This is a genomic window from Wolbachia endosymbiont of Drosophila seguyi (genome assembly GCF_028981765.1).
Taxonomy (GTDB): domain Bacteria; phylum Pseudomonadota; class Alphaproteobacteria; order Rickettsiales; family Anaplasmataceae; genus Wolbachia; species Wolbachia pipientis.
Map to the genome: position 1 here is coordinate 1 of NZ_JAPQLM010000124.1, position 5,741 is coordinate 5,741.

The 5,741-nt window shown below is 34.5% G+C and carries 7 protein-coding genes; 5 read left to right on the forward strand and 2 right to left on the reverse strand.

Annotation, left to right across the window (positions count from 1 at the left end; all coding sequences use genetic code 11):
- Nucleotides 1-179 precede the first annotated feature (179 nt).
- A complete protein-coding gene (gene purM, locus OZD62_RS02835; RefSeq protein WP_007549277.1) occupies nucleotides 180-1,217 on the forward strand; it encodes a phosphoribosylformylglycinamidine cyclo-ligase in 1,038 nt (345 codons plus the stop codon).
- Here the strand turns inward: purM and purC are convergent.
- On the reverse strand, nucleotides 1,214-1,936 hold the full coding sequence (gene purC / locus OZD62_RS02840; RefSeq protein ID WP_010081959.1) for a phosphoribosylaminoimidazolesuccinocarboxamide synthase: 723 nt from the start codon (nucleotides 1,934-1,936) through the stop codon (nucleotides 1,214-1,216). The genes purM and purC overlap by 4 nt on opposite strands.
- A gap of 74 nt (nucleotides 1,937-2,010) precedes the next feature.
- On the opposite strand from purC, the gene trmD reads away from it, so the two are divergent.
- A complete protein-coding gene (gene trmD, locus OZD62_RS02845) occupies nucleotides 2,011-2,721 on the forward strand; it encodes a tRNA (guanosine(37)-N1)-methyltransferase TrmD (RefSeq protein WP_007549279.1) in 711 nt (236 codons plus the stop codon).
- The gene (gene rplS / locus OZD62_RS02850; protein ID WP_275019393.1) at nucleotides 2,705-3,082 is read left to right on the forward strand and encodes a 50S ribosomal protein L19; all 378 of its coding nucleotides are present in this window, start codon (nucleotides 2,705-2,707) and stop codon (nucleotides 3,080-3,082) included. The genes trmD and rplS overlap by 17 nt, the downstream gene beginning before the upstream one ends.
- A 48-nt stretch (nucleotides 3,083-3,130) precedes the next feature.
- On the opposite strand, the gene OZD62_RS02855 is transcribed toward rplS, so the two are convergent.
- On the reverse strand, nucleotides 3,131-3,313 hold the full coding sequence (locus tag OZD62_RS02855; RefSeq protein ID WP_010962989.1) for a hypothetical protein: 183 nt from the start codon (nucleotides 3,311-3,313) through the stop codon (nucleotides 3,131-3,133).
- 48 nt (nucleotides 3,314-3,361) lie between these two features.
- Between OZD62_RS02855 and pstA the strand changes: the two genes are divergently transcribed.
- A complete protein-coding gene (gene pstA / locus OZD62_RS02860) occupies nucleotides 3,362-4,612 on the forward strand; it encodes a phosphate ABC transporter permease PstA (protein ID WP_275019394.1) in 1,251 nt (416 codons plus the stop codon).
- A gap of 6 nt (nucleotides 4,613-4,618) precedes the next feature.
- Nucleotides 4,619-5,416 (forward strand): phosphoribosylformylglycinamidine synthase subunit PurQ, encoded by a 798-nt coding sequence (locus tag OZD62_RS02865; protein ID WP_275019395.1) that lies wholly within the window; start codon nucleotides 4,619-4,621, stop codon nucleotides 5,414-5,416.
- The last annotated feature ends 325 nt before the right edge of the window (nucleotides 5,417-5,741 follow it).

Below are 5,741 nucleotides of genomic sequence, written 5' to 3' on the forward strand. Positions count from 1 at the left end.
ATAGCAGTTCCGTTATTAACAGTATGTTTTTGGTATTTTCGTTCATTGGATAATTATAAATGATTTAAGTTACCCTATATTGGTAAGTATATAATAGTCAATTAAGAGAAAGTTTCGTTGCACTTTTTATATCAAGGCATTAATATAGTATTAACAATTTTAAAATTTATAAAAGGATTATGAATACTTATACCAGATCAGGAATAGATATTGAACTATATAATAAGTTAATAAAAGAAGTCAAGCCTATTGCTCAAGAAACTACTAGAGAAGAAGTAATCAGCGAAATAGGTTCATTTTCTGCGTTATTTGATTTTGCTGCACTAAGTAAGAAGTATGACCATCCAGTACTCGTTTCCTCAACTGATGGAGTAGGTACGAAACTGTTGATAGCTCAAGAAGTGAATAAACATGATACTATAGGTATAGATTTAGTTGCAATGTGTGTAAATGACTTACTTGCACAAGGAGCAACGCCTTTGTTTTTCCTTGATTACTTTGCAACAGGCGTTTTGACCAAAGATGTTTTATTATCTGTGGTTAAGGGCATTGCAGAGGGGTGCAAGCAAGCTAAAATAGCATTGGTTGGTGGGGAAACTGCAGAAATGCCTGGAATGTATGGTAATAATCACTATGACCTTGCAGGGTTTGTGGTTGGTGTAGTTGATCGAAAGCAAATTCTTCCAAACTGTAGTATGATGAAAGCAGGTGATTATATAGTTGGCTTAGAGTCAAGTGGAATTCACTCAAATGGGTTTTCTTTAGTGCGCCATGTTTTCAAAAGCTTAGGTATAAATTATAACGATACATCTCTATGGAATAATAAATCTTGGAGTGAAATACTACTTGAACCAACAAAAATATATGTTGATTCTTTGCTGCCTATCATGTCACAAGTAAAAGGTATTGCGCACATCACGGGTGGTGGTTTGGTAGACAATATTCCGCGAATTCTTCCAAAAAACTTATTTGCAAACATAGACATTAATTCCTGGAAATGGCCAGATATATTTTTATGGCTAACAAAGGAGGGTAAAATAGAGAAGAAAGAAATGCTAAAAACATTTAATTGTGGTATTGGTATGGTATTGATCGTAAGTTCTGAGAATATGCAAAACGTGAAAAATCATTTCCAAAAACGTGGAGAAAAAATTGAAATTATTGGAAAACTTGATGAGGCATGTAACCCTCCACTTGATAGAGTAGTATTTAGTTAACCTAACTTTACTGACAGTCTTTTTGCAACTTCTAGGTATGCTTCCTTTAAATCTCCTAAATTCAAACGAAAGACATCTTTATCTAGCTTTTTATAAGTATTTTTATCCCATAATCTGCAGTTATCAGGGCTAATTTCATCAGCTAAAACGATTTTAGTACTGTCATTTATTAATCTGCCAAATTCTAACTTGAGATCAACTAAATATATACTTGCATTTGAAAATAGGTGAACTAATATTTCGTTGATTTTTAAAGTTGTAGTTTTAACTTCATCCATTTCTTTGCTAGATAGCCAATCAAAATACAGTATGTGATTTTCACTTACCATTGGGTCGGCTAGGTCATCATTTTTGTAAAAAAAATCGATTATAGGAGATGCAAGCCTCTCGCCTTCTTTGATATTAAAACGTTTGCAAAAGCTGCCAGCTGCGACATTTCTAACTACTACCTCAAGAGGTATTATCTTGAGTTTTTTGACTAGCTGTTCTCTTTCGTTTAGAGTTTTTATAAAGTGTGTGCTAATTTCTGCTTTCTCAAGCTTTTCCATGATAAAAGCACTAATATGATTATTAATTATTCCTTTACCATCGATTATTTCATATTTTTCCTTATTGAATGCTGTAACATCATCTTTAAAGTGCTGTATGACAATTGATAAGTCTTCAGTTTCAATAATGGCTTTCGCTTTACCTTCGTATATCGTTTTATTCAGTGACATGTTTAATTTAACTATATATTATATCAATTTACTATTCTTAGAGTATAGCCCCAAATAACTTAAAATAAACCTTAATGGCATTCAATGTTACAATATTAACCATATTCCCAGAAATGTTCCCGGGGTTTTTGAACTATTCTCTTGCCGGAAAAGCGTTAGAAAAAAAAATATGGAACCTTGAAGTAATAAATATTCGTTCTTTTGCGAAAGATAAACATTCAACTGTGGATGATGTTCCATATGGAGGTGGAGCAGGAATGGTTATGCGTTCTGATGTAGTTGGTGATGCAGTAGATAGTATGCTCTCTGTTCATAAAAACACTAAGTTTATTTACATGACTCCATCTGGAACTAAGTTTAATCAGAATATTGCCAGAGAATTATTAGAGTTTCCTCATATAACAATATTGTGTGGTCGATTTGAAGGTATTGACCAAAGGATAATTGATGCGTATACTCCTTATGAGTTAAGTATTGGAGATTATATACTTTCAGGAGGTGAGCCAGCTGCAATGGTGGTTCTTGATGCATGCATTAGACTTCTTCCAGGTGTAGTAAATAATACCGATAGTATTACTGAAGAAAGTTTTAATTATGGTGGTGGTGTACTTGAATATCCTCAATATACTAGACCTGAGCAGTGGAAGGGATATAAAGTACCTGAGGTTTTGTTATCTGGCAATCACAAAAAAATAAGTGATTGGAGGCAGAAGCAGTCTCATGTTATAACAAAAAAGCGTAGGCCTGAATTATTGAGTGGAGAGATAAATGACAAATTTACTTAAAAAATTTAACGAACAGCAAATGCAAGTGTTAGCTAAAGAAATACCAGAATTTCGTCCTGGCGATGATTTGAAGGTCACTTTTAAAGTAGTTGACGGTACAAGTGAACGTGTACAGATATTTGAAGGTGTATGTATATCAAAAAGGAACCGCGGGTTACATTCTTCTTTTGCAGTCAGAAAAGTGAGCCATGGAGAAAGTATAGTGTCTCAGTTTTTTGTTTATTCTCCTGCACTGGTTTCAGTGCAAGTGACAAGAAAAGGAAAGGTTCGTAGAGCAAAACTGTATTATCTGTGCAAACTATTTGGAAAAGCTGCAAGGATCAAAGAGCGTACTACTTATGTTAAAAAGAAATCTAAGTAGATACAATAGGGAGTGATGTCAATTGTGTCATCTCAGAACTCTCTCTTGTCATCCCAGTGCGTGACACACAACTGTACGAACATTGTGTTTGCCTCCCGCTGTGGTGTCATCCCAGTGCTCCGACACTGGGATCCAGCATTCATTATTCTCCTTTTGGTTTGTGCTTTCATGGAAAATGTAAAAATTATTTGCAGGCAAAGCCTGCTGGATCCCAGTGTCAGCTACTTGCATGACAAAAAAGGGGAAAGTTTTTTCAAATCCTCGTGTAAAGAAAAGTAAATGAGTATAAAGAAAAAATTCCTTAAATTACTTCAGTCAAGGCGTGTACATGCTCGTATAAAAAGGAAAAATAAAAAGAACAGAGCGCTACGCTTTTGTTCTTTCACGGCACTAGTTATCTCACTTGGCTGTCCTGTGTGTATATTGCTCAGTATATTGGTTAACTCTTACAGTGCCTTAACAGTAACGAAAATTTTATTGCCAGTTGAAATAAATGCTGATCTTGCTTTGGCGAGTAATCCTAGTGATTTGCGGTATAAGTCCATTGGCTTACTCAACGATTCTTTACGTAAGGTGTTTGGAGGAACTGATTTTAAAGACGGTGACGAAATTTTAAGTCGTAATTCTTACAAAGAACTAGAGAAATTTTTTCGTAAGAAAGTAAAAAATAGTGGTGAATATGAGATCTGGTTTACCGCGTCAAGTATAATTAATTCAATAAATAAAGATAAATATTTGAATGATCGTTATGCTAAATTACTTGATTGGCTAAAAGAAAAGAGGAGAGTGAAAAAATTTTTTAATAAGTCTTTATTCCTTAAATCTGACTCTCGTGAACCTGAAAATGCAGGGATTTTAGGAGCGTTTATCGGTTCATTAATGACAATTATAGTGTGCCTAGCATTAGCATTACCAATAGGAATTATGTCGGGCATCTGTCTTTACGAATTTATGCCTAAAAATAGGCTAATGACTAATATTGTAGAAATTAGCATAAATAATCTTGCTGCAGTGCCTTCAATAATATTTGGTGTAGTGGGCTTAACTCTCTATCTTGGCATATTTGGGCTACCACGCTCTTCACCACTTGTTGGTGGGATGACTCTTTCATTTATGATGTTACCTAATATTATAATTGCAACAAAAAATGCCTTTGCGAATGTTCCTATTACGATAAAAGATGCAGCGTTTGCGCTCGGTGCACCTCACATCAAGGTGATATTAGATCACTCTTTACCGATTGCGTTACCAAGAATAATACATGGTACTGTGCTTGCAATTGCAAGGATTTTAGGTGAATCTTCTCCTTTACTTATGATGGGTATGGTGGCATTTATTGCTGATACACCTACGTCCTTTTTCGATCCGGCGACTGTTCTACCTGTGCAAATATACATATGGTCAAGCAATCCTGAAATTGCATTTGTTGAACTTGCTGCTATCGCAATTATAGCTTTATTATTGGTGTTATTTGCGTTAAATTTAGTAGCAAATTTTGTAAAAAGGAAATTCGAATTTTTTAATTTTTAGCAATTCATGAAAATCACAGTCCTATCTGGTTATGGCTTAAATTGCGAAAAAGAAACTGCATTTGCATTTATGGAATGCAGCAGAAAACTTGGTATTGGTAATATTGAAGTAAAAATCGTTCACATTAACGATATCATAGATAATCCAGGTGAACTGAAATTAAGCAATATACTTGCAATTCCAGGGGGTTTTTCCTATGGTGATGACACTGGTGCTGGTAATGCGTTTGCTTTACGTATTAAAAACAACTTGTTGGATGAGTTTCAAGAGTTTTTATCTCAGGACAAGCTGATTATAGGAATATGTAATGGTTGTCAGATATTAGTAAAATTAATTCCAGAATTCTCTAGTCTAGCTTTAATCCATAATGATATAGGCAATTATCAATGCCGTTGGATTAGAGTGAGAGTTAATTCAAAGAGTAATTCTGTTTGGCTACGGGGTCTGAGTGAACTATATCTCCCTATTGCTCATGGGGAAGGCAAATTTTTTATGGATCAAGATATTTTGAACCAATTGATTGAGAGCAATTCCACCGCATTACGTTACATTGATAAAAATGGCAACTATGCTAACCTACAATTTCCTTACAATCCGAATGGATCTGCATACGACCTAGCAGCTTTATCAGATAAAAGTGGAAGAGTGCTAGCTTTAATGCCCCATCCAGAAAGGGGAATATTTTTTACCCAGCAAGATAATTGGCCCCTTGAAAAAGAAAAGAGCAAGCGTTTAGGTGTTGCTGTGCCAAAATATGGCGATGGAATGCTTATATTTGAAAATGCACTAAAGTATTTTTGTTAAAATTTATTGATAGGGATTTATGGTCGAAATTATCCCCTGATATTGCAAAAAACTTGCTTGACAAGCCTTGCCAGTCCCCTTATCATGAAACTGAAGCTATTTATTTATCTTCTCTGTACAGATTAAATGACAAAAAAACTCACGTATCTGGCGTCCCATGTTTAATTTTTTGCACTATGTGCATCTTATGTCTTTATAAAATTTCTAGGTTTTTACCTAATATAAGCTGAAATGCGCTTATAAAGCATTTAAAATATCAAAAAACGCCAACTTAAAAAATGGATAGTGAATAATTAGCTACCCTAGGGTTTCTTTTGCCTTTTTT